Below are 22089 nucleotides of genomic sequence, written 5' to 3'. Positions count from 1 at the left end.
GATCGCTAGTAGAAGGCGGCGATCGCCGCGCCTATCCCTTGCGGAAGGTTGGGCTCGCTCTTCAGCGTATCGATGAAGACGGGGTCGCCCGCCACCGTGAGACCATCCAGCTTGATCGGATGCAGCGGCTCGGCGGCCGCTGCAACTGCCGCCAGATCGGGACCGGTTCGGACGCCGTTATACTCCAGCCGCGGGCGCAGTTGGACATTGTTGCCGAACTGCTCGTCGAGCGCGAGACGCCATCCGGTTCGCGACACCGCTCCCCGGGCGATCGCATCGCTCATGGCGAGGCTGTGCGGTTGCAGCGTGCCGAGATTGCCGAGCGCGGCGCGCAAGCGGCTCGTCGCCTCCGCCAGCGTGACCGTCTCGATCCCCGGATCCTGGTCGGGCGAGGTGAAGTCGATCACCCGTGCGCTGCTGCCGACCTTGAGCGCCTCGCCGTTTCCGCCCGCCTTTTGCATGATCGTCTTTGTTCCGTAGCGCGGTCGTCCGCCAATGGTCACCAGAACGATGTCCTGCTCGCGCGACTTGATCAGATGGCTGTAGGGATCGCCGGTGACGCCCTTCACGACGAGGAGATCGGCGAACTTGCCCTTGGCGATCGTTCCCAGCTTCGCATCCCACTTCAGGATCGCGGCTGGATTGCGCGTCGTCATCGCGACGATGTCGTAATCGCTGAAGCCGAGATTGAAATGCGCCGACACGACTTTCGCCGCCTTAAGCTCACCCAGCAAATTCTTGCTGCCTGACGGTGACCAGTCCGAGCCCAGCGCGATGGTGAGGCCTGCGGCGCGCGCAGCGGCGACGTCGGTCGTCTTTCCATAGAGCAGCAGATTGCTCAACGGCGACCAGACGACCTTGGCATGATTTTCGGCCATCGTTCCGAAGTCGGTCGCGTCGAGCGCGGTGCAATGAATGCCGGCCAACGACGGCTCGATCGCCCAATCTCCCTCAGAGTTACGCAATGCGAGGAAATGACTATGCGCCTTGGCATCGATCCCTTCGCTCAAATGCAGCAGGAAGCACGACGACGATTTCAGCTCCTTGTCGAATTTTGTCCAGTCCTCGGCATCGATATCGGGAATCTTTGAGTGCGCCCGCGGCAGATCTGGCGGGCTCCCGATCTCGGCGGCGCGCAACGCGCCCTTGTAATATTTGTGGATCGTGCCGCTCCAGTTCGAGAGCGTGATCCCCTGACTCGTCGTGGTGCCCGCGACCATGCACTTGGCCTCGACATAGCGAACCAGGGCCGGCAGCAGCGAACCGTCATCGGCCAGCGCGATCGCGCTCATCGGGCCGGTCACGGACGTCTTGTAGGATTTGGCGTTCTGCCACTGGTCGCGGTTGCCAAAATGCTGCGGCACGCGCCAGAGCGGCAGGATGTTGTAGCTGAGGTGATTGTGCAGCTCGATCAGGCCGGGATAGATGCTGCCGCCGGTTGCGATCGGAGCCACGGCCTCGAAGCCCGCCGGGGCCGGCTGCCCCTTGGGCACGATCGCGGCGATGCTGTTATTCTCGATGAAGAGCGTTCCGCTCTTGATGACGTCGCCTTCGGCGGCCATCGTCACGATCCGCCCGGTCAGGGCCCATCGCTTCGGGCTTGCGGCCGGGCTCATGGAATCACTCCATCGGGAATGGTGATCGTGATGGTGCGCCGCTTGGTGGCCGCGTCAGCGCCCTGGCGCACGGCCCATGCTGTATCTCCGCGCATCCAGGCCGGCAGGCCCGCCGGAAGATCCCTGGCGATGATGTCGAACAGCTCGGTCGGTTTGAAGGCATCGCCGTACGGCACGAGCGTCGTTGGCACGTCGGGATGCTTGATCTCAGGTGCAAGCGCCGCGAGCGCGGCGTTCCACTTGGTCAGCATGATCTTGGTGTTCGCGGCTCGCGTCGCGCTGTCGTGCGCGGAGCTTTCCGGCCAGGTCGGGTGCGTGATGTGCTGATAGGCGAGGGTCTTGTAGGCCGCGCCGTCGGCGGTCTTCAACCAGGCCTTCCAGGCCTCGTCGGCGAGACTGCCCAAGGAAACAACGGCCTCGATATTGCCGGGGCCGAGCACGGCCTTGAGCCATTTGTTCCTGTAATCGACGATGCCGGGCTCGTTCTTGTGCTTGGAGCCGCCACTCTGGCCGTAGACGCTGTACAGGAAGGTGTTCACCATCACGTAGCTCTGCGTGATGCCGAGCTTGGCGAGGAAACCTTGCGTCCGGCGGCCCGCGGTGCCGACCAGGATCCGGCGCACGATCGTCTCGTGCTGGGCGGGATCCTGACCGACGACGAGCACGCGCGCCGTTCCATCGAGCCGGCCGCGATGAAAGATCGGCCCCCATTCAATGCGAAAATCGTGAGGATCGTAGGCTTCAGTGCCCGGATAGCTGGCGCACAGGTCGCGGAAGGGTTGTTCGCCGTACCCGGCGTCGAATTCTGTGAGCATGGAAAATGCTCCAATCTGCCGATGTCAAAATAGCAGCGTTTAAAAACCTGATCGCGATGACGCAATCTAGGCGGTGGTTCATTTCACTATTCAACCAGTATATGGGTCAAGAGAACGGCGCCAAAGGTTCACCCGCCTCTCTCGCCTCAAGCCGTGGCAGAGCGTCGCGGCGGCGCGCCATGCAGAAACACACCTGTACACGCTCGCGTGACCTTCATAACCTCTGCGACGCAATTTTTTGGAGATGCGACGTGGCGAAGAAGACGGCGAGCAAGAAGAAAAGTGTTTCAAGGAAGGGTGCGAAGACCTCGAGCAAGGCGAGCACCGCCCGCAAGGGCGCCGTTGCGAAGACCGCGAAGAAGACAGCCAAGAAGCCGGTCAAGACATCAGTCAAGACATCCGCGCCGCGCCGTCCGAAGGGGCCTGCCTGGCAGTGGTCGGCGGTCGAGACCGCCGCTGCGATTCGATCCGGCGCGATCTCCGCCGTTGAGACCGTCGAAGCGCATCTCGAACGGATGCGCGCCGTCAATCCGAATCTGAACGCGGTCGTCGTCGATCTCAGCGAGGAAGCGCTGAAGGCTGCACATGCGGCCGACAAGCAGCGCGCCAAGGGCGGCGCGCTCGGCCTGCTGCACGGCGTGCCCATCACCATCAAGGAGAACGTCGACTACGAGGGCCGGCCGAATTTCAACGGTGTGCCCGCCAACAAGGATTATATCGCGCCGTCGGATGCGCCCGTCGTCCGCAACCTGAAGAAGGCCGGCGCCATCGTCATCGGTCTCACCAACACGCCGGAATTCTCCTTCCGCGGCTTCACCGACAATCCCCTGCACGGGCTGACGCTCAATCCCTGGGATCCCAACATCACCTGCGGCGGCTCCTCCGGCGGCGCGGGTTCGGCGGTTGCCGCCGGCATCGGCACCATCGCCCATGGCAACGACATCGGCGGCTCGCTGCGCTGGCCGGCGCATTGCAATGGCGTCGCCACCATCAAGCCGACGCAGGGCCGCATTCCCGCCTTCAACGGAAGCGCAACGGCGGAGCGGCCGATGCTGGCGCATCTGATGTCGGCGCAGGGGCCGCTCGCCCGCCACGTCGCCGACGTTCGTCTTGCGCTGGAGGTGATGAGCCAGCGCGATCCGCGTGATCCCTGGTGGGTGCCGGCGCCGCTGGCCGGCGAGAGGCCGAAGGGACCGATCAAGGTCGCGCTGGCCAGGATCCCGGAGGATATGGACGTCGATCCGCACGTCGCGGCGGCGCTGCGCCAGGCCGCCGATCACCTCGAGCGTTCCGGCTATCGCGTCAGCGAGGTCGAGGTGCCCGACATCAACGGCGTCTGGCAGACCTGGTGCGACATCATCACCAACGAGACCATGGTGATGCAGGAGGCCGCGATGCTGAAGGTCACGTCCGAGGACTTCCACAAGGCCTGGGGCGGCATGAAGACCAAGGCCAATGTGCTCGATCTCAAGGCCTGGATGCAGGCGACCGCCGCGCGCAATGGCCACATCCGCGCCTGGCAATTGTTCTTCGAGGATTATCCGGTGGTGCTGGCGCCGACGACGGTGAAGCCGACGCCGGGGCCGCGCGAGGACACCGTCAGCGCCGAGCGTGTGAAGGAGATCTTCTGGGGCGAGATCCGCTTCATCTCCGCGATCAACGTGCTGGGCCTGCCCGGCGCGGTGGTGCCGGTGGCCTTGCATGATGGCAAGCCGATCGGCGTGCAGCTCATCGCCGGGCGCTATCGTGAGGATCTCGCGCTTGATGCCGCAGCGGCGATCGAGAAGCGCGCCGGCGTGCTCACCCATCGCCTCTGGGAGACGATGGCCTGAACCCGTGCTCGGAGGCTTCGCGCTTCGGGCGCGGAGCCCTCGGCCAGGTCGGTCAGTTCGTCAGATGCGAGGCGGCGATCGCCTTCTGGAACAGCGCGTTCAGCGCGTCGGTGATGCTCGAGTCGCTCGAGACCTCGTAATAATAGCCCGACGTCGCGCAGGATTGCATTTTGGTCGCGATCGAGCTGCGCCATGGCGAAATATAGGTGTTGTACCAGCTGTTGTTGGTGATCGCGAGATAGGTGGTGTAGAGCACCGCGATCTTGACGCCGCGCGCCTTGATGGTGTCGCAGATCGTCGTCGTCAGCGGCTCCTGGCACCGCCCCGACGAGGAGATCACGGTCTGGCTGCAGTTCGAAGGATAATAATAGTCGGCGACGCCGTCCGAGACGAAGAACAGCCATTTCTGCGGCGAGGACGAGGAGCCGTCGCCGGGCGTTGGAATCGTACTGTTCATCGACGACAGGGTGCCGTCGAAATCCGTGCACATGTCGTTGTTGTAATTGGTGTAGGGGATCGTCATCAGGTCGACGCCGGCGACCGCCGTCTTGACCGAGGACAGGCTCGAGGAGAGCGATGAGATCGTGGACAGGCCGATCGAGGCGCAGTCGCTGCCCATGGTGTAGACCGCCATCCGGTACTGGTTGCTGACGAGCTGGCTCGCAGTCGCCGTGTCCGTCAGTGACTGCGTCGCATCACGCACGAGGTCGATCCGCATCTTGATCCCGAGCTTCTTGGCGATCGAGTAATAGCTCGACGTCTGGAGCGTCTTCTTCGAGCTCGACGTGTAGGTGTCGTGGCAGGCGAAGGCGCAACTGTCGGATGTCGCATTCTGGAGCGCGGTCATGTCGGCGGTCGTCGCGCCAAGTCCCTGCGACGGCGAGTTGTCCAGCAGCACGTAGAAATCGATGTAGGCCGGCAGCGAGGCCGCGGCAGCCGAGCTGGCCGAGACTTCCATGGTCTTGTAGCCGAGGATTCCCATGAAATAGGTCGTGACGACCGACGTCGCGGTTCCCGTGGCGGTGCGGGTGGTGACGCTGTCGGTCACGTTGATGGTCACCGAACTCGTGCTCAGGCCGAGTGCGGATATCTGGCCGGCGAAAGTGTTGAGCGCGTCGCTCTGCGCGACCGACGCGCTCTTGGTGATTTCGCTCTTGGCGGTAGCGACCAGCACGGCAGTGTCGAGCGCAGCCGCCACTTTCGCTCTCGCCCGCGCGGCAAGGGAGTAATCGACCGCGGCGCCGACAAAGGACAGCAGCGGCACCAGCGCGAGTGCAAAAATGATGGCGATGTTGCCATTCCGGTCGGAGGCAAAACGCGAGAGCAGGCGATGAGCATTCCCGGTGGCAAAGGTCAAGCGAACGCATCCCTCAACAAAACAATGCGCGGACGCTAGCACCGCGAAACTTACGCAAGGGTTGACCGCGATGTGAACACGCGTGTCCGTAATGTTGCGGGGAATGTCTGCGAACTCGCGAAAAAGCCCGAGAAGAATAGGCGATTTCATATGCAGCGTTCGGCGCGCTTCCGTAGTATTGCAGGGATGTCGCTCGACTCCTTCAGAGAGACGCCCTCAACATGCACGGATGCCGCGCCGTGCATGCGTGCGTCAACTTGCAGTACGAAAGAACGATGCGTCGGACGATCACTCGATCATGCCGTATCATTCTCGACGAGGCGTCGTTCTTCGAGAGGATGCGTTTCGTCTTGGGGCCGAAGCAGGTCGTACGGACGTCGGCAAAGCATGGCCATCCAGTGAGAGCGGACTTCGGGTCGTCCAGGAGAGTAGGGTTGTTGCGGCAATGACGGTGCACCCTTTCCCCTTGCGGGAGAGGGCGGCTCGCCACGCAGCGGCGAGACGTGTGAGGGGTCTCTATCCGCGGATGACCCTCTCGAATTGAGTTTGCGGAGCGATACCCCTCATCCGGCGCTTCGCGCCACCTTCTCCCGCAAGGGGGGGGAAGATCAGGCGCCGAACCTGCCCGCGCAGCGCGCTAGCCACATCAATTCATTAATCAAATTTGACTCGCATTTTAGCCAATTCACCAACAACCGTTAGGGTTACTTCATCGATGTCTAGACGAATTATTGCCCGCTTTACCACCCGCCTCTAACACGAGGGCAGCGGACAACGCACATGCCTCATACAGGCCAATAAGTGCGGCCCGCTCCACGCGGAGGTGGCACGATGCGCAACGAGACGATCGCTATTCACGCCGGCTACGAACCCGAAGCCACCACGCACGCGGTTGCCGTGCCGATCTACCAGACCGCGGCCTATGCTTTCGACAGCGCCGATCATGGTGCGGCACTCTTCAATCTCGAGGCCGAAGGCTATCGTTACAGCCGCATCGCCAATCCGACCAGTGCGGTGCTGGAGAAGCGTATCGCCGAGCTTGAAGGCGGCGTCGGCGCGCTCGCGGTTGCGACCGGTCAGGCTGCGCTGCATTTCGCCTTCGTCAACGTCGCCGATCACGGCGGCAACATCGTCTCCGTGCCGCAGCTTTACGGCACCACGCACACACTGCTGTCACACATCCTGCCGCGTCAGGGCATCACCGGCCGCTTCGCCGAGAGCGACAAGCCCGAGGCGATCGAAAAACTGATCGACGAGAGCACCCGCGCCGTGTTCGCCGAGACCATCGGCAATCCCGCCGGCAATGTCTGCGATATCGAGGCACTCGCGAAAATCGCGCACAAGCATGGCGTGCCGCTGATCGTCGACAACACGGTCGCGACCCCGATCCTGCTCAAGCCGTTCGACTACGGCGCCGACATCGCCGTGCACTCGCTGACCAAATTCCTTGGCGGCCACGGCACCACGCTCGGCGGCGCCATCGTCGATTCCGGAAATTTTCCGTGGGCCAAGCACGCCGACCGTTTCCCGGCTTACAACAAGCCGGACGCCTCCTATCACGGCCTCGTCTATGCCGAGCGCTTCGGCAAGACGGCCTATATCGAGCGCGCGCGCAGCGTCTACCAGCGCACCATGGGTTCGGTGCTGTCGCCTTTCAACGCCTTCCTGCTGCTCCAGGGCATCGAGACCGTGGCGCTGCGCATGGAGCGCCACTGCGAGAACGCCCGCAAGGTCGCCGAATTCCTGCGTAACGATCCGCGCGTCGCCTGGGTGAACTACACGGGCTTCCCCGATAGTTCCTATTATCCGCTGGTCCAAAAATATCTCGACGGCAACGCCTCCTCGCTGTTCACCTTCGGCATCAAGGGTGGCATGGAAGCCGGCAAGAGCTTCTATGACGCGCTGAAGCTGATCACGCGCCTCGTCAATATCGGCGATGCCAAGTCGCTGGCCTGCCATCCGGCTTCGACCACGCACCGCCAGATGTCGGCGGAGCAGCAGCGCGCCGCTGGCGTGCTGCCGGAGACGATCCGCCTCTCGATCGGCATCGAGCATTCCGCTGATATCATCGAGGATATCGACCAGGCGCTGGAGAAGGCCTGCCCGGCGTCACGCCTCCAGGCCGCGGAGTAGGCGGCGGCATCGATGACGATCTTGATCGACAGGGATCAAGGCATATCGAGCCCGGCGCTGGTGCCGGCCGAGGGCGATCTGGCGCGCGATCATGCCGGCGCCGATCTGACCATCGGGCTGATCAACAACATGCCGGATACGGCGCTGAAGGCGACCGAGCGGCAGTTCATGAAGCTGCTCCAGGCCGCAGCTGGCCCGCGTCGCATCCGTTTCCACTGCTTCTCGCTGCCTTCGGTGAAGCGCTCACCCGAAGCGAAATGGCACGTCGAGAGCGAATATTCCGATCTCGCAGATCTCAAGCGCCAGAAGTTCGACGGGCTGATCGTGACCGGCGCCGAGCCGGTGGCGCCCGAGCTCGACCAGGAGCCGTATTGGCGCGACCTCACCGAGCTGATCGACTGGGCCAGGACCAGCACGCGCTCGACGATCTGGTCGTGCCTCGCCGCGCATGCCGCAGTGCTGCATCTCGACGGCATCGAGCGGCGGCGGTTGCCGGCCAAATGCCACGGCATTTTCGATTGCGAAGCCGTGACGAACGATTCCCTGACGCAGGCTGCGCCTGCGCCGCTCAAGGTTTCGCATTCGCGCCTGAACGAGATCGTCGAGAGCGACCTCGTGCAGGCCGGTTATCAGGTCCTGACGCGCTCGGCCCTGGCCGGCGTCGACGTCTTCGTCCGCCAATATGCCAGCCGGTTCGTGTTTTTCCAGGGCCACCCGGAATATGACGCGTTGTCGCTTCAGCGCGAATATCTGCGCGACATCGGCCGCTACCTCGCGCGCGAGCGCGAGGTTTATCCGCACCTGCCCGTGAGTTATTTTGACGCAGCGACGGAGGAGAAACTGGCGCGCTTCGAGAAGCGGGCGAGGCATCAATGCCATCCGGCGCTCAGCAACGAGCTGCCTGCCCTGAATTTGCGCGCCGATATCGCTGCCGGCAGCGCGGCGGCGGCGCTATTCGGCAACTGGCTGCAATTTCTTGGTGCGGAAGCCGATGCGTCGGCCCTCGCGCGCTAACCCAAGGGTGTTGGTTCCGCGTTAGGATTACCCAAGCGTTAAGCTTGCCTCAACCGGTGCGCGAATGTTTCACTAGAGAGATACAGAATCACGGGAAATGCGGTCGTGTGGTCGGCACTCCAGGGACGCGTGAGCAATCGGCTGGCCCGGCATTTCCGCGCTGCGCCGCATCGCTTGCCTGCGCATGCGCCGATGGTCAGTTTCACCTTCGACGATGCTCCCGATAGCGCCGCCAGCGAGGGCGCTTCGCTGCTCGAAGCACATGGCGGCCGCGGCACATACTACATCGCCGGCAGCCTGATCGGCCGGCCGTCGGATCACTGGCACGGCCTGTCGAGCGACGCGATCGTGCGGCTGCATCGCGCCGGTCACGAAATCGCCTGCCACACCTTCTCGCACCAGAGCTCAGTCAATTTCGACGAGGCCGCCATGGCCCGCGAGATCGAACGGAACCGCAGCCATATTCGCAGCCTCGATTCCTCGATCGCGCTGGAGAATTTTGCCTATCCCTACGGGATCGCCTCGTTCTGGCGTAAGCCGCAGCTCACAAAAGCCTTCCGCTCGGCGCGCGGCATCCTTCCCGGCGTCAACAGCGACGTCATCGACCTCCAGTTCCTGCGCGCCTCGCCCCTGGTCAATTACGAGATCGATTCGGCAGGCGTCGATCGCTATTTCGATGAAGCGGTCGCGAGCGGCGGATGGCTGATCTTCTACAGCCATGACGTCGTCGATGCGCCGAGTCCCTATGGCTGCACGCCGCATTTGATGCGCCACGCACTGGAGGCGGCCGGAAGGCGCAACATGCCGATCGTGACGGTCGCGGAAGCGTTGCGGCGGATCGGGGCGTAGCTTTCTTACCTCGCCCCGCTTGCGGGGAGAGGTCGGATCGCGTCGCTAGATGCGATCCGGGTGAGGGGGTACAGGCCCGTCGGCAATCTCATGTGTGGAGAGAGGCCCTTCACCCCGACCCTCTCAGCGCGAGCGAAGCTCGTCGCGACGCCGTAAGAACGGGGAGAGGGGGAACAGGCAGCCCAAACGGTCTTGCCACGCCCGCGCCAGCATGCGACTGGCCTTGTGACGAATCCTACGGTCTCCGACACGCCCATGAACGCTCCTTCCACCGCCCCGCTGCCCGCGCCGGCCAACGGCCGCGATGCGCTGTCGGTGCTGCATTCGGTGTTCGGCCTGCCGGGTTTCCGCGGCGCGCAGGGCGAGATCATCCGGCACGTCACCGAAGGCGGCAATTGCCTCGTGCTGATGCCGACCGGCGGCGGCAAGTCAATGTGCTATCAGCTCCCGTCATTGCTCCGCGAGGGCTGCGGCATCGTGGTCTCGCCTTTGATCGCGCTGATGCGCGACCAGGTCGCCGGACTGCTCGAAGCCGGGGTCAATGCCGCAGCGCTGAACTCGTCGCTGACGCTGCAGGAGGCCTCCGACATCGAGCGGCGCCTGATCGCGGGCGATCTCGACCTGCTCTATGTCGCGCCGGAACGCTTGGTCACGCCGCGCTGCCTGTCGATGCTGGCGCAGGCCAAGGTGGCGCTGTTCGCGATCGACGAGGCGCATTGCGTCTCGCAATGGGGCCATGATTTCCGGCCCGAATATGTCGGCCTCTCCATCATCGCCGAGCGGTTCCCCGACGTGCCGCGCATCGCGCTGACCGCGACCGCCGACGAGCTGACGCGCAAGGAGATCGTCGAGCGGTTGAAGCTTGATGGCTCACCGCAATTCGTCTCAAGCTTCGACCGCCCCAACATCCGCTACGAGATCGTCGACAAGCGCAATGCGGTCTCGCAGCTGAAGGAGTTCATCCGGGAGCGCCATGCGGGCGATGCCGGTGTGGTCTATTGCCTGTCGCGCAACCGGGTCGAGGAGGTCGCCGCCGCGCTCGACGATGCCGGCATTGCCGCGCTGCCTTATCACGCCGGCCTCGACAGCAGTGTGCGCTCACGCAACCAGGATCGCTTCCTCAACGAGGACGGCATCGTCATCGTGGCGACCATCGCCTTTGGCATGGGCATCGACAAGCCCGATGTGCGCTTCGTCGCCCATCTCGATCTGCCCAAGAGCATCGAGGCCTACTACCAGGAGACGGGGCGCGCCGGCCGCGACGGCAAGCCGTCGGCGGCCTGGATGGCCTATGGGCTCTCCGACATCGTGCAGCAGCGCCGCATGATCGACGAGTCCAGCGGCTCCGAAGATTTCAAGCGTGTGTCGATTCGCAAGCTTGATGCGCTGGTGGGCCTCGCCGAGACCGCGCAATGCCGGCGAAAGCGGCTGCTGGCTTATTTCGGCGAGACGGTGGGCTCGGAGAATTGCGGTAATTGCGACAACTGCCTGACGCCACCCAAGATGCGCGACGGCAAGGTGCTGGCGCAAAAACTCCTGTCCTGCGCCTATCGGACCGGTCAACGTTTCGGCGCGATGCACCTGATCGATGTGCTGATCGGGCGCCTGACCGAGAAGGTGACGCAGTTCGGCCACGACAAGCTGTCGGTGTTCGGCATCGGGCGCGAGCTTAACGAGAAGCAGTGGCGCACCGTGCTGCGGCAGCTGGTGGCGATGGGCCATTTGCAGAGCGACAGCGAGGCTTATGGCGCGCTGAAGCTGACGGAGACCGCGCGCGGTGTGCTGCGCGGCGAGACCGAGGTGTGGCTGCGCGAGGAGGCGCCCGGCACCCGCATCCGGTCCAGCCGGGCAAAATCCCGCCGCGGTGATCTCGCGCCGGCCGCAAACGCGCCGCAGGGCGATATCGATCCCGAGTTGCGCGCGCGGCTGCGCTCCTGGCGCTCGGACATCGCGCGCGAACGTGGCGTGCCGGCCTATGTGGTGCTGCACGATGCCACCATCGACGGCATCGTGCGGGCCTGGCCGACCACGCTGGACGAGCTCCGCAACGTGCCCGGGATCGGCGACAAGAAGCTCGAGCATTATGGGGACGAACTGCTGCAGATCGTCAGGACGCGATAAGCGTCCGGGCCGTAGCCCGGATCGAGCGCAGCGCAATCCGGGGCAGTCTTTCCGTATGATGCGAGTCCCGGATTACGATGCGCGCCATCCGGCCTACAAATCTCACCCGTTCCGGAATGCGTAGCCGTAGCCGTTCAGCGCGGGCGCGCCGCCGAGGTGGGCGTAGAGGACCTTCGCGCCCTTCTCGAAATAGCCCTTCTGCGTGAGGTCGATCAGGCCCTGCATCGACTTGCCCTCGTAGACCGGGTCGGTGATCATGGCTTCGAGACGGGCGGTGAGGCGGATCGCTTCCTTGGTCTCTTCCGACGGCACGCCGTAGGCGGGATAGGCGTAGTCCTCGATCAGCACGACGTCGTCTGCAACGATGTCCTTGCCGAGCTCGACGAGCTTGGCCGTGTTCTGGGCGATCGAGAGCACCTGTGCCTTGGTCTGCGCCGGGGTGAACGACCCGTCGATGCCGATCACCTTGCGTGCGCGGCCGTCGGCGGCGAAGCCGACCAGCATGCCGGCATGGGTGGAACCGGTGACGGTGCAGACCACGATGTAGTCGAACTTGAAGCCGAGCTCGGCTTCCTGCTTGCGCACTTCCTCGGCGAAGCCGACATAGCCGAGGCCGCCAAACTTGTGCACGGAGGCGCCGGCCGGAATCGCGTAAGGCTTGCCGCCTGCCGCCTTCACTTCCTCGATCGCCTGCTCCCAGCTCTTGCGGATGCCGATGTCGAAGCCGTCGTCGACCAGGCGCACGTCGGCGCCCATGATGCGCGAGAGCATGATGTTGCCGACGCGGTCATAGACGGCGTCCTCGTGCGGCACCCAGGCTTCCTGCACCAGGCGGCACTTCATGCCGATCTTGGCGGCGACGGCGGCGATCATGCGGGTGTGGTTGGACTGCACGCCGCCGATCGACACCAGCGTGTCGGCGTTGGAGGCGATCGCGTCCGGGATGATGTATTCGAGCTTGCGCAGCTTGTTGCCGCCATAGGCGAGGCCGGAATTGCAGTCTTCGCGCTTGGCATAGATCTCGACATTGCCGCCGAGATGCTTCGACAGCCGCTCCAGCTTCTCGATGGGCGTCGGGCCGAAGGTCAGCGGATAGCGCGCGAATTTTTCCAGCATGGTCAGGTCATCCCGATTGGCGTTGATCTGGCCGCAGCGACTAGCATACCTGAGAAGGAATGTGCTCTCGAATGCTGCGCCCATATTGCGCGTTATCTTGCGGCTATCGTCGATTTAGCTAATATTTCTTTCAGAAATAAATCCAATAACGGAAGCTTCTTCCATGTCCTCTCGATTGGATCGCGTCGACCTCAAGATATTGAGATTGCTGCAAAATAACGGCCGGCTCAGCAATGCCGAGCTGGCCGAAACCGTAGCTCTCAGCCCCGCCACCTGCCATCGCCGCACCCAGCGCCTGTTCGAGGACGGCTTCATCGCCACCGTTCGCGCCATGATCGCCCCGAAGAAGGTGGCGAAGGGCACGCTGGTGATGGTCGGCGTCGTGCTGGACCGCTCGACGCCGGAGAGCTTCGCGATCTTCGAACAGGCGATCGCACAACTGAAATTCGTGCTCGACTGCCACCTCGTCGCCGGTGACTTCGACTATTTCCTGAAAATCCGCGTCGGCGACATGGAGGATTTCAACCGCATCCATGGCGAGCAGCTCATCGCGCTGCCCGGCGTGCGCCAGACGCGGACCTTCTTCGTGATGAAGGAGGTCGTCGACAACGCGCCACTGGAGTTTTGAGCGAGGCAGTGCTGCACCCTCAATGACGCAGCATTAGGTAGCCGTGAGCGCGGACGCTTTAACAATTCGCGACTTTGAGGCCAACCGACGGCTGCCGACGCTGAATGATCCAGTGGCAATGAAAGCTGCATTGGAGACTGGTAGCAGCTCATTTGCCGAAGATAATAAGACGGATGGAATCTTGGCCCCTTGCTAGGAGCGTACTGGAGATGAAGCGACTCGCTCTCTCGGGCACCAGACGGAAAGCGAGTCTCCACACTCGCTAGCCCCAAAGTAAAGACCCGCCCTGTGAGAGGCGGGCCTTAGACTTTGAGGACAGCTATCAGCCTACAGCCACGCGTCGCTCCGCGACCGACTCCAGCGCTTCTTTCACTGCATCCGGGCGATGAGAGATTACTGTCAGAAGAACACGAGCTGCGCCATCCGGATAACGCCTTCCGTGCTCCCATTGCCGAAGCGTACCCAAACTGAAGCCAAATTTGAGGGCAAACTCCGGCTGACTCATTCCTAGCCCTTCCCGCAATTGCTTTACGTCGATGTTGTCGGGAATTTGGTATCGGGTCACCCGCGCTTGCGCGGGTGCCCCTTTGGCATAGGAAATCGCTTCGCGCAGCCCCGCGACGATCTTATGCCTTTTTGCCATGTGCCTCTCCTATGTGCAGTCGCAACTCTCTACGCTAAGTCCCCCCGCTGTTGTCGAATGACTAGCGCCCAGCGTTCACTGTGGTGGGCAACGAGTTCATCGACTAAGCCTTTGATTTCGTCCTTCCAGTCGAAATCCAGCGGCATACGCTCGCCCTTTTTATAGAGAGCGAGCATGTACAAAGGCATGTTCAAGTCGCGAAAGAAGTAGACCACCTTCGCGCTTGTGCCCGGTCGTTTCTTGACCGGCCATAGTTGAACGCGGACTCCACCAGTTCCTGGCAGCACGTCCCCGCCTTCCGGATGAAGTGCGAGAAAGGTTTTCAGCCTCTCGTGCTCTTCCGGTTCAAAGTACTGATCTGCATCCCTCGTATAGTTCTGCATCTCAGCAATGGTGATCGGATAGATTCCGGCCCCCAGCATGCGCAAATCTCCTATCCATTCCTTAGACCGCCTTCGGACCCCTTTGCGCGCCGGTTCTTTTTGCCGGTGTTGTGAATCTTCTAGACCGAATCATCGGGGTGTGTCAATGACACACTGTTGGTGAGGAGGGGCCCTGAGAACAGGAAGGCGCCAACATCAGAAACTGATGCGAAAGGCACCACAAATGGCGATCCAAATTAAATGGTTTAAGTGTGGGAAAGACGGCCACTATTGTGACTTGAAGAACCTCGACCTCTCAACGGTCAAAGAGTCTGGCGTCTATGTAATTTGGCATGAAGGAGATCCGTCGCGGGTGGTCCGAATCGGCCAAGGCGACGTCGCAGCGAGGCTTTCGCAGCATCGCAACGACTCGGCCATCTTGGCCTATGCCAAGAAGGGAACTCTGCGAGTCACATGGGCAGCGGTGTCATCGGCTCAACGGGATGGCGTTGAGCGGCATCTTGCAAATCAGTGGCCCCCACTAGTCGGAGATGCGTTCCCGGACGTAGCACCGATTGCGGTGAACTCTCCGTTTGCAGCGTAACCGCATCCATCCCGCCTAGGATGGCTTCCAAGGTCTCGCGAAGCTTCATGTACTGATACCAAGCCCACGGGGGTTCCTCCCCCGTGGCGAGCTTTGACACGGCCCAATCTCGCATCCGTTCTAGTTCCGACTTGGTCATTTCCTGAATCTGCTCGGTGATTGGTTAACAAGCCCCTTCCTCGAGAGATGTTCCGTCGGTAGGTGACCTGCTGAGTTTGACGCCTAATGACGCAATGAAGCATCAAGAGCCCGCTCCGTGACGACCTGCTCCAGCCCGGCATCCTCCGGCCGCATCGCGATCACAGCGATCAGCCCGAGGCCGACGCCGATCATCACATAGAAGATCGGCGCGAGCGGAGAGCCGGTGAGCGCGATCAGCCAGGTCACGAAGAACTGGGCAAAGCCGCCGAACACCAGCACCGCGACATTGTTGACGATCGCGAGCGCGGTCGAGCGGACGCGGATCGGGAACAGCTCGACCAGCGTGGTGCAGTAGACGCCGAGGAAGAAGGCGCTGAAGAAGCCGATAACGACCTGGGCGACCAGGAGCTTTGCGATCGACGGCTCCGAGATCACCCAGGCATAGAGCGGATAGAGCGAGACAAAATAGCCGATGAGGGAGACCAGCAGCAGCGGCCTGCGCGGATAGCGGTCGGAGATGGCGCCGGCAATGGGCACCACGATCACCATCACGATTGCCGCGATCATCTGCACCAGGAAGCTCTGCATCAGCGGCAGCTTCAGCACCTCCTTGGCGTAGGTCACGGTGTAGCCGAAGGTGACGTAGAACGACACGGCGCTCGCCACCACCATGCCCATGCCGATCAGGAAATTGCGGCCGGGATTCTTCAGCGCGGCGATGAAATTGTCCTTGTGCACCGTTGCCATGCTGCGCCGGGAGGCTTCGGGCTCGATGACGCTGGCGCGCATGTAAAGCAGGATCGGAACGATCACGAGGCCGACGAAGAAGGGAATGCGCCAGGCGCCGGCGGCAAGCTGCTCCTGCGTGAAGGTCAGCGTCAGGGCGGCGCCCAGCACGGCGCCGAGCACGTTGGCCATGAGCTGGCCGGCGATCTGCCACGAGCCATAGAAGCCGGTGCGGCCGGGGGGTGCGGCTTCGATCAGATAGGCGGTCGAGGTGCCGAACTCGCCGCCGACCGAAAAGCCTTGCAACAGCCGCGCCAGCAGCACGATCAGCGGCGCCACGATGCCGGCCGTGGCATAGGTCGGCGTCAACGCCAACAGCGCGACCGACAGCGCCATGATGCCCATGCCGAGCGTCATCGCCGCCTTCCGCCCCTTGCGATCGCCGAAATAGCCGAGCACGAGGCCACCAATCGGCCGCATGAAGAAGCCGGTGCCGAACAGCGCGGTGGTCAGCAGCAGCGCGTTGATCTCACTGCCCGGAACTTTCGGGTCGACCGGAAAGAACAGGTTCTTGATGACCGGTGTCATCAGCGCGAACACCGTGAAATCGTACCACTCCAGCGCATTGCCGGCGATCGCGGCCGCGATGGCCTTCCTGTTCGTCTGCATCTCTCGCTTGCCTGTCCGGTTCGGCCTATTCGGCGGGTTGATGGGGGGTGTCGGCATCCTGCCATTCGTCGCCGGCGAGTTCCGGCGTGGCGAAGGCCTTGAGGTTGGCGAAGTGGATCTCGCGATCCTCGACGAAGAGGCGGCGGACGATGCCGCGCGCGAGCCGGTCGGCGCCCTCGCTGATCGCGGGGATGTCGCCGGAGAGTTTTCCGTGGCTCAGCGTCGCCGGATAGTTGAAGCAATGCAGCCGCGCCAGCATCGGGCAGGCGCCGGGCTCTTTCTCCAGGAACTGGAAGCTGTCGCCGAGGTCTGGCGAGTTCTCCAGCTCGGCATTGTCCATGCCGTCAGGTGTCGGGAAGCGGTCGCGCCAGAACCGGATATGCGGCGCGAACGCGGCAAGCTCGTCGCGCAATGCGAGGTCGACCTTGAAGCCGGTGCCGAAGATGATGAAATCGGTCGCGTAGCGGCCCTTCGGCGTCGTCACCATGAGATGATCTCCCGTGACGACGAGATCATCGATCGGGCTTGCGAGATGGAAATGCGCCTGCGGATAGGCGGAGACGCGCAGCACGCTTTGCCGCGGCGGCGGCGTCTGCGCCTTCAGCGTGTGATCGAGGAAGCGCCATTTCCAATCGTCAGTGAGCCCGGCAAAGCCGTGCACGACGCCCTGGCTGCCGATGCCGGTGAATTTGTTGACGCGCGGGATGTCCGCGCGCCGAATGAACAGGTCGAGGCGCACGGCGCCCGCCTCCAGCGCCATCGCCGCGTTGTCCATCGCCGATGCGCCGGCGCCGACGACGGCGACGCGCTTGCCGCGGAGCTTTTCGAAGTCGATAGAGGCGGCGGAATGCGCCCAGAAGCGGCGGTCGATGCCGTCGGCGAGCGGCGGCACGTAAGCGCCGCCGAGGCCGTCGCGCCCCGTCGCCAGCACGACATGCCGGGCGAGAATTCGTCGCGACGTGCCGCCCTCGCTGACATCGAGCGCGAACAATTCGTCGGGACGAGCCTGGATTCGCTCAACCGAGACCCCGTTGCGGACCGGCAGGCCCAGCACCTTGCGGTACCAGATCAGGTAGTCCATCCACATTGTGCGCGGCGCGCGGTCGAGCGCCTGCCAGGCTTCCTTGCCATACTGCGCCTCGTAGAAGGCGCGGAAGGTCAGTGCCGGCATACCCATCGCGGGTCCGGTCAATTCCTTGGGCGAGCGCAGCGTCCGCATCCGGGCGAACGTGGCCCAGGGGCCTTCCTCGCCCGCGCGCGCCCGATCGAGCACGAGCTGGTTGTCGACGCCGAGACGCCTGAGCATGGCGGAGGCGACGAGGCCGGCCATGCCGGCGCCGACGATGACGACGTCGATGACCGCCTCGCCATCGACGATGCGGCGCGGCACCCATGACTTGGCTGGCAGTTCGAGCCAGGTCAGATCCTGCTTCAGGCGCGCTTCGAGTGCCGCGAGGCCCGCCGCGTCAGGGGTCATCGTCGTCATAAGCGAGCTTTCTCGAATTCACTGGTTTCGTCGCTGGCCTCGGCCAGCGCGGCGGCGCCGCTATGCAGCCTTGCACCGGGCATCAGCGCGACCGCGGCGCGCAGTGCGCCGTTGAGCGCGGCAACCGTCGGCGTCAGTTCGCGCCCGGTCGGCGCAATCGCGGCGAACAGGAAGGGAATGGACACGTCCAGCGGCCGCGTGATGACGCCCTCCACCGGCAGGCTGGAGGTCAGCACCGGCTCGACCACGGCGATGCCGAGCGACTGCTTGGCCATGGCGATCGCCGTCAGCGACGCGTTGGTGTCGATGACCTCAGCGGGCACGACACCTTCACGCTCCAGCGCTTCCTCCACACGGCGGCGAAGCCGGTAGGGGTTGGCCATCGTCAGCAGCCGGACGCCAACGAGATCCTTCAGGCGAATGACCTTCTTCTTGGCCAGCGGATGATCCATCGCGAGGCAGGCGACGCACGGCACCTCGCAGACCCATTGTACGTCGAGCCCGGGATGCTGGATCGGCAGGCTCGCAAGGCCGAAATCGACCGACTGCGACAGCACCGATTGCACGACATTCTCGGCCGCGAGCGCCTGCACATGGACCTGGCTTGGCAGCAGTTCGCGTTCGAGCGCTGCAAGCGCGGCCGGAACGAAGCCGGCCGCCAGCGCCGGGATCGCCGCCAGGCTGAGCACCGGAAGCGCGCCCGCGCCGATCGCGTTGGCGCGCTGGCGGATGTGCTTCAAGCCCATCAGCAGCCGCTCGACCTCGGCGTGAAACAGCACGCCCTTTGGCGTCGGGCTGATGCGCGGACCATTCCGGGTGAACAGGAGATAGCCGACGTCGGTCTCGAGATCCTGGATCTGACGTGTCACGACCGGCTGCGAACGGCCGAGCAGCCGCGCCGCGCCGGTGATGCTTCCGGCCGACATCACAGCGGCGAAGGCCTCGAGAAGGCGGATATCGATAACGTCCTGGTTCATGGCCACGTCGCCTGCATTATGTGGATATAGAATGAACAATATTTCTTGATGTGCAAGAAGTATTATGAGAGCATCAGGTCATGCCGATGGACCCAACCCCCTTTCGCCACCACGATCCGGCCGGGCCAACCTACCGACGCGGCTGGGTCGACGAGGCCGTGGCCGCGATCGAGGCCGACCAGTGCCGCACCGCCGACACGCACCTGATCCGGCTGATCGTGCCTGCGCTATCAGGCATCGACATCTATCTGAAGGATGAATCCACGCATCCGACCGGAAGCCTGAAACATCGGCTGGCGCGCTCGCTGTTCCTCTACGCGCTCTGCAACGGGCACATCCGCGAAGGCACGCCCGTCGTCGAGGCCTCGTCGGGATCGACCGCGGTGTCGGAAGCCTATTTCGCGCAGATGATCGGCGTGCCCTTCTACGCCGTGATGCCGCGCACGACGTCGGCGGAGAAGATCGCCGCGATCGCGCATTACGGCGGCAACTGCCATCTGATCGATGACGGCCGCACGCTGTATGCGGAGGCTGCCGCGCTAGCCGCCCGGCTGAACGGCCATTACATGGACCAGTTCACCTTCGCCGAGCGCGCCACCGACTGGCGCGGCAACAACAACATCGCCGAATCGATCTTCACGCAATTGAAGGGCGAGCCGCGCCCGCTGCCGGACTGGATCGTGATGGGCGCGGGCACCGGCGGCACCTCGGCGACCATCGGGCGCTATCTGCGCTATCGCCAATATCCGACGCGGCTGTGCGTTGCCGATGTCGAGCATTCCGCCTTCTTCGACTGCTTCCGCTCGCAGGACCGCTCCCATGTTTGCGAGCGGCCCTCGCTGATCGAAGGCGTCGGCCGTCCCCGCTGCGAACCATCCTTCGTGCCTGGTGTCGTCGACCGCATGATGAAGATCCCGGATGTCGCAACGATTGCGGCGATGAACGTGCTGTCGCGCCGGCTGCGCCGGTCGGTGGGCGGCTCGACCGGCACCAACTTCCTGGCGTTGTGCCGCATCGCCTCGGAGATGCGTAGCGCCGGTCAAACCGGATCGCTGGTCACGTTGATCTGCGATTCCGGCGAGCGCTACCGGCAGACCTATTATGACCCCGCATGGTTGACAGCCCGGGGCCTCGATCCGGCGCCGTGCGAGGCTGCCTTGTCGTCGTTCCTGGATACGGCGCAGCCGCTGGCGCTCGCCGTCGAGGACGTTGTCAATCCACAGAGCCTGCGGAGTATTGCTTGACCACGCTGATCGAAACCATTGCCGGCGTGCCCGCGGCGTCGCAGCTCGGCCAGGCTCTGAACGCCCGCGCCGAGATCTTGCGCCTCAGCGAAGCCGCCCATGACGCGGTGCTGCTGCCGCGTGAGCCCGGCGGCCTGAGCCACGGCCTGCGGGCGTCGCTCGCGGCGCGGATGTGCCGACATCTCGGCGACGAGGCGCTGACCGCGCATTACGAATCCTATCTGGCGCATGCGACCGATCTCGACCTGGCCGCGCTCGCCCGGCCCGGCGGCGTGTGCGGCGATTCCGTGCACGACGCCATGGCCCGCCACGCCGACCTGCTGACGCTGTCGCCGCGCGAGGCGACAAGACAGGACATCGCGGCGCTGAAGGTGGCCGGTGTCAGCGAGGCCGATATCGTGCGCCTGTCCGAGCTCGCCGCTTTCGTGAACTACCAGCTGCGGGTCGTGGCCGGCCTCAAGCTGCTGAAAGAGGTCCAGGCCAGATGAGCGAAATCGTCCACAGCTTCACGGCCACGATCCCGACCTGGTCACCCTATGTCACGCCGGTCGAGCTCGCCTCGGCGACATCAGAGCAGCTTGCGGCGATGAAGGTCACGCCCTCCAACAAGGGCGTGTCGCCCTACGTGCTGACATTGGCGCACGACCCGGAATCGCTTAGCGTGCGCTCGCCGCTGTTCAACCTCATCATGTATGGCAAGGACGGCCTGTCCCCGGCCGAGCGCGAGCTCGGCGCGCTGAGTGCCTCGGTCGTCAACCGCTGCATCTATTGCGCCGCCGTGCACGCCTCACGCTTCATCAATTACTCCGGGCGCACCGACGTGGTCGAGGAGATCTTTGCCGACGAGCGCGAAGCCACGCTGGAGGCGCGTCAGCAGGCCCTGTTCAATTTCGCTACAAAACTCTCGACAACTCCGATCGAAGCGAGCGTAGACGAGGCGCGCGCACTTGGCGAGGCCGGGCTGAGCGAGATCGAACAGCTCGACCTGGTGCTGTCGGCCGCGATCTTCGGCTGGGCCAACCGGCTGATGCATACGCTGGGCGAGCCGCTGGCACGCCCGGAGGCACCGTAGCCGACGCCGTCGGGCGGTCACCCGCCCCGGACCGGATGTCACGGCAACTTCACTTGCCTTGCGCGCGGACGCGCGCGAGCCTTGCATCTTCTCAACGAGGAGATTTCGCCGTGCGCCTCCCCATTCTCGATCCGAAAGATCTGACCGACGAACAGAAGCCGCTCTATGACGACATGCGAGCCGGCATCAAGGATCATTTCAAGGGCTTCGTGAACATGCGCGACGACGGCGCGCTGCTCGGGCCCTGGAATCCCTGGATCCGCGAGCCGCGCTTCGGCAAGCCGGTGTGGGAGCTGGTCAAGGCGATCGCGTCGAACCCGCTGCTGCCGGCGCCGGTGCGCGAGGTCGCGATCCTCGTCACCGGCTCGCATTTCCGCTCCGGCTACGAGCTCTATGCCCATGTGCTGGTGGCCGAGCAGCGCGGCCTGTCCGACGAGAAGCTCGCCACCATCGTCGCCGGACAGCGGCCGGTGGATCTCACCAAGCAGGAGGCGGTCGCCTATGACGTCGCATCGGCACTGGTGAGCGGCGGCGTGCTGCCGGAGTTGACCTATCGGGCGGCGGTCAAGGAATTCGGCGAGCACGGCGCGGCCGAGCTGTCCTATCTCGTCGGCGTCTATTGCATGGTTTCGGTCACGCTCAACACGTTCGACGTGCCGGTGCCGGAGTAGACGCTGCTCGGAC

General features: G+C 63.8%; 19 protein-coding genes. 10 read left to right on the top strand and 9 right to left on the bottom strand.

Features of this window, described 5'->3' with window-relative positions:
- Positions 1-5 precede the first annotated feature (5 nt).
- Together AC1RR3_RS33240 and AC1RR3_RS33235 are read right to left on the bottom strand one after the other, a co-directional pair.
- Entirely contained in the window at positions 6-1616 is a 1611-nt protein-coding gene (locus tag AC1RR3_RS33240; protein ID WP_492828639.1) for an amidohydrolase family protein, read from the bottom strand.
- A complete protein-coding gene (locus AC1RR3_RS33235; protein WP_492828637.1) occupies positions 1613-2431 on the bottom strand; it encodes a uracil-DNA glycosylase family protein in 819 nt (272 codons plus the stop codon). Before AC1RR3_RS33235 ends, AC1RR3_RS33240 begins: the two co-directional genes overlap by 4 nt.
- Before the next feature lie 251 nt (positions 2432-2682).
- On the opposite strand from AC1RR3_RS33235, the gene AC1RR3_RS33230 reads away from it, so the two are divergent.
- The gene (locus AC1RR3_RS33230; RefSeq protein WP_492828636.1) at positions 2683-4263 is read left to right on the top strand and encodes an amidase family protein; all 1581 of its coding nucleotides are present in this window, start codon (positions 2683-2685) and stop codon (positions 4261-4263) included.
- Between the two features lie 52 nt (positions 4264-4315).
- Here the strand turns inward: AC1RR3_RS33230 and AC1RR3_RS33225 are convergent, their stop codons facing one another.
- Positions 4316-5620 (bottom strand): TadE/TadG family type IV pilus assembly protein, encoded by a 1305-nt coding sequence (locus AC1RR3_RS33225; RefSeq protein WP_492828635.1) that lies wholly within the window; start codon positions 5618-5620, stop codon positions 4316-4318.
- Positions 5621-6451: 831 nt separating this feature from the next.
- On the opposite strand from AC1RR3_RS33225, the gene AC1RR3_RS33220 reads away from it, so the two are divergent.
- The 4 genes from AC1RR3_RS33220 (at position 6452) to recQ (ending at position 11737) form a co-directional block, all read left to right on the top strand.
- Positions 6452-7753 (top strand): O-acetylhomoserine aminocarboxypropyltransferase/cysteine synthase family protein, encoded by a 1302-nt coding sequence (locus tag AC1RR3_RS33220; protein ID WP_492828634.1) that lies wholly within the window; start codon positions 6452-6454, stop codon positions 7751-7753.
- A 12-nt stretch (positions 7754-7765) separates the two neighbouring features.
- A complete protein-coding gene (gene metA, locus AC1RR3_RS33215; RefSeq protein ID WP_492828632.1) occupies positions 7766-8767 on the top strand; it encodes a homoserine O-succinyltransferase MetA in 1002 nt (333 codons plus the stop codon).
- A 105-nt stretch (positions 8768-8872) separates the two neighbouring features.
- Positions 8873-9616 (top strand): polysaccharide deacetylase family protein, encoded by a 744-nt coding sequence (locus tag AC1RR3_RS33210; RefSeq protein ID WP_492828630.1) that lies wholly within the window; start codon positions 8873-8875, stop codon positions 9614-9616.
- A gap of 255 nt (positions 9617-9871) precedes the next feature.
- Entirely contained in the window at positions 9872-11737 is a 1866-nt protein-coding gene (recQ, locus tag AC1RR3_RS33205; protein ID WP_492828628.1) for a DNA helicase RecQ, read from the top strand.
- Between the two features lie 102 nt (positions 11738-11839).
- Here the strand turns inward: recQ and AC1RR3_RS33200 are convergent, their stop codons facing one another.
- The gene (locus tag AC1RR3_RS33200) at positions 11840-12853 is read right to left on the bottom strand and encodes a 1-aminocyclopropane-1-carboxylate deaminase (RefSeq protein WP_027545292.1); all 1014 of its coding nucleotides are present in this window, start codon (positions 12851-12853) and stop codon (positions 11840-11842) included.
- Positions 12854-13016: 163 nt separating this feature from the next.
- Between AC1RR3_RS33200 and AC1RR3_RS33195 the strand changes: the two genes are divergently transcribed.
- A complete protein-coding gene (locus tag AC1RR3_RS33195) occupies positions 13017-13481 on the top strand; it encodes an Lrp/AsnC family transcriptional regulator (RefSeq protein WP_492828626.1) in 465 nt (154 codons plus the stop codon).
- Between the two features lie 322 nt (positions 13482-13803).
- Here the strand turns inward: AC1RR3_RS33195 and AC1RR3_RS33190 are convergent, their stop codons facing one another.
- The 5 genes from AC1RR3_RS33190 to AC1RR3_RS33170 form a co-directional block, all read right to left on the bottom strand.
- The gene (locus AC1RR3_RS33190; RefSeq protein ID WP_492828624.1) at positions 13804-14124 is read right to left on the bottom strand and encodes a helix-turn-helix domain-containing protein; all 321 of its coding nucleotides are present in this window, start codon (positions 14122-14124) and stop codon (positions 13804-13806) included.
- A 29-nt stretch (positions 14125-14153) separates the two neighbouring features.
- The gene (locus tag AC1RR3_RS33185; RefSeq protein WP_492828622.1) at positions 14154-14546 is read right to left on the bottom strand and encodes an addiction module toxin RelE; all 393 of its coding nucleotides are present in this window, start codon (positions 14544-14546) and stop codon (positions 14154-14156) included.
- Between the two features lie 766 nt (positions 14547-15312).
- Positions 15313-16626 (bottom strand): citrate-proton symporter, encoded by a 1314-nt coding sequence (locus AC1RR3_RS33180; protein ID WP_492828620.1) that lies wholly within the window; start codon positions 16624-16626, stop codon positions 15313-15315.
- Between the two features lie 25 nt (positions 16627-16651).
- The gene (locus AC1RR3_RS33175; protein WP_492828618.1) at positions 16652-18112 is read right to left on the bottom strand and encodes an NAD(P)-binding domain-containing protein; all 1461 of its coding nucleotides are present in this window, start codon (positions 18110-18112) and stop codon (positions 16652-16654) included.
- Entirely contained in the window at positions 18109-19089 is a 981-nt protein-coding gene (locus AC1RR3_RS33170; RefSeq protein ID WP_492828616.1) for a LysR family transcriptional regulator, read from the bottom strand. Before AC1RR3_RS33170 ends, AC1RR3_RS33175 begins: the two co-directional genes overlap by 4 nt.
- 86 nt (positions 19090-19175) lie before the next feature.
- Between AC1RR3_RS33170 and AC1RR3_RS33165 the strand changes: the two genes are divergently transcribed.
- The 4 genes from AC1RR3_RS33165 (at position 19176) to AC1RR3_RS33150 (ending at position 22076) form a co-directional block, all read left to right on the top strand.
- Positions 19176-20333, top strand: coding sequence for a PLP-dependent cysteine synthase family protein (locus AC1RR3_RS33165; RefSeq protein ID WP_492828614.1), 1158 nt, complete (start codon positions 19176-19178; stop codon positions 20331-20333).
- Positions 20330-20821: a CMD domain-containing protein gene (locus AC1RR3_RS33160; RefSeq protein WP_492828612.1), complete on the top strand. Its 492-nt coding sequence runs from the start codon at positions 20330-20332 to the stop codon at positions 20819-20821. The genes AC1RR3_RS33165 and AC1RR3_RS33160 overlap by 4 nt, the downstream gene beginning before the upstream one ends.
- Entirely contained in the window at positions 20818-21405 is a 588-nt protein-coding gene (locus AC1RR3_RS33155; RefSeq protein ID WP_492828610.1) for a peroxidase-related enzyme, read from the top strand. Before AC1RR3_RS33160 ends, AC1RR3_RS33155 begins: the two co-directional genes overlap by 4 nt.
- A 110-nt stretch (positions 21406-21515) precedes the next feature.
- A complete protein-coding gene (locus AC1RR3_RS33150; protein WP_492828608.1) occupies positions 21516-22076 on the top strand; it encodes a carboxymuconolactone decarboxylase family protein in 561 nt (186 codons plus the stop codon).
- Positions 22077-22089: the final 13 nt, after the last annotated feature.

The organism is Bradyrhizobium sp. GW821-FHT13H05, from assembly GCF_058804065.1.
The sequence above is the reverse complement of the archived record's forward strand: the minus strand, read 5'-3'. Positions and strand labels throughout refer to the sequence as shown.

What these genes read in the sequence shown, in the direction of transcription:
- AC1RR3_RS33235 (WP_492828637.1), bottom strand. Translation starts at nt 2,431, where the DNA reads ATGCTCACAGAATTCGACGCCGGGTACGGCGAACAACCCTTCCGCGAC.
- AC1RR3_RS33180 (WP_492828620.1), bottom strand. Translation starts at nt 16,626, where the DNA reads ATGCAGACGAACAGGAAGGCCATCGCGGCCGCGATCGCCGGCAATGCG.
- AC1RR3_RS33155 (WP_492828610.1), top strand. Translation starts at nt 20,818, where the DNA reads ATGAGCGAAATCGTCCACAGCTTCACGGCCACGATCCCGACCTGGTCA.
- AC1RR3_RS33240 (WP_492828639.1), bottom strand. Translation starts at nt 1,616, where the DNA reads ATGAGCCCGGCCGCAAGCCCGAAGCGATGGGCCCTGACCGGGCGGATC.
- AC1RR3_RS33220 (WP_492828634.1), top strand. Translation starts at nt 6,452, where the DNA reads ATGCGCAACGAGACGATCGCTATTCACGCCGGCTACGAACCCGAAGCC.
- AC1RR3_RS33170 (WP_492828616.1), bottom strand. Translation starts at nt 19,089, where the DNA reads ATGAACCAGGACGTTATCGATATCCGCCTTCTCGAGGCCTTCGCCGCT.
- AC1RR3_RS33175 (WP_492828618.1), bottom strand. Translation starts at nt 18,112, where the DNA reads ATGACGACGATGACCCCTGACGCGGCGGGCCTCGCGGCACTCGAAGCG.
- AC1RR3_RS33185 (WP_492828622.1), bottom strand. Translation starts at nt 14,546, where the DNA reads ATGCTGGGGGCCGGAATCTATCCGATCACCATTGCTGAGATGCAGAAC.
- AC1RR3_RS33195 (WP_492828626.1), top strand. Translation starts at nt 13,017, where the DNA reads ATGTCCTCTCGATTGGATCGCGTCGACCTCAAGATATTGAGATTGCTG.
- recQ (WP_492828628.1), top strand. Translation starts at nt 9,872, where the DNA reads ATGAACGCTCCTTCCACCGCCCCGCTGCCCGCGCCGGCCAACGGCCGC.
- AC1RR3_RS33200 (WP_027545292.1), bottom strand. Translation starts at nt 12,853, where the DNA reads ATGCTGGAAAAATTCGCGCGCTATCCGCTGACCTTCGGCCCGACGCCC.
- metA (WP_492828632.1), top strand. Translation starts at nt 7,766, where the DNA reads ATGACGATCTTGATCGACAGGGATCAAGGCATATCGAGCCCGGCGCTG.
- AC1RR3_RS33190 (WP_492828624.1), bottom strand. Translation starts at nt 14,124, where the DNA reads ATGGCAAAAAGGCATAAGATCGTCGCGGGGCTGCGCGAAGCGATTTCC.
- AC1RR3_RS33165 (WP_492828614.1), top strand. Translation starts at nt 19,176, where the DNA reads ATGGACCCAACCCCCTTTCGCCACCACGATCCGGCCGGGCCAACCTAC.